Source organism: Streptomyces glaucescens, assembly GCF_002154375.1.
GTDB lineage: Bacteria > Actinomycetota > Actinomycetes > Streptomycetales > Streptomycetaceae > Streptomyces > Streptomyces glaucescens.
Map to the genome: position 1 here is coordinate 1 of NZ_MUND01000985.1, position 583 is coordinate 583.

Sequence of the window (583 nt, forward strand, 5' to 3'; positions counted from 1 at the left end):
GATCGGGCTCATGGGGGAATCCTACGTCCCTTGCATTAGTCCCACTAACAGTCTAGTTTCGTTAGTGGCGCAAACGTTCGTGACGCTAATGAATCAGTGGGCGCATCTCCCTGGAGCGAAAACCATGATCGAGCCGTTCCGTATCGACATCCCCCAGGCCGACCTCGACGACCTGACCGACCGCCTCTCCCGCACTCGCTGGCCCAACGAGGTGGCGGACGCCGGATGGGACTACGGCTTCCCGCTGGCCCGGCTGAAGGAGCTGGCCGAGTACTGGCGCACCGGCTACGACTGGCGCGCGCGGGAGGCCGAACTCAACGAGCTTCCGCACTTCATGACCGAGATCGACGGACAGAAGGTCCACTTCGTGCACGTCCGCTCCCCGGAGCCGGACGCGCTCGCGTTGATCCTCACCCACGGCTGGCCCGGTTCCTTCCTGGAGTTCCTCGACGTGATCGAGCCGCTGTCGCGCCACTTCCACCTGGTGATCCCGTCCATCCCCGGGTACGGCTTCTCGGGGCCGACCCACCAGCGCGGTTGGGACATCGTCCACGTCGCGCGGGCCTGGGCCGAGCTGATGCGC

At 65.5% G+C, this 583-nt stretch carries 1 protein-coding gene; it reads left to right on the plus strand.

Annotation, left to right across the window (positions count from 1 at the left end; translation table 11 throughout):
- Nucleotides 1-124: 124 nt before the first annotated feature.
- Nucleotides 125-583 (plus strand): epoxide hydrolase family protein (locus CCN42_RS40000; protein ID WP_211294905.1); only part of this gene is annotated, 459 nt, incomplete at its 3' end.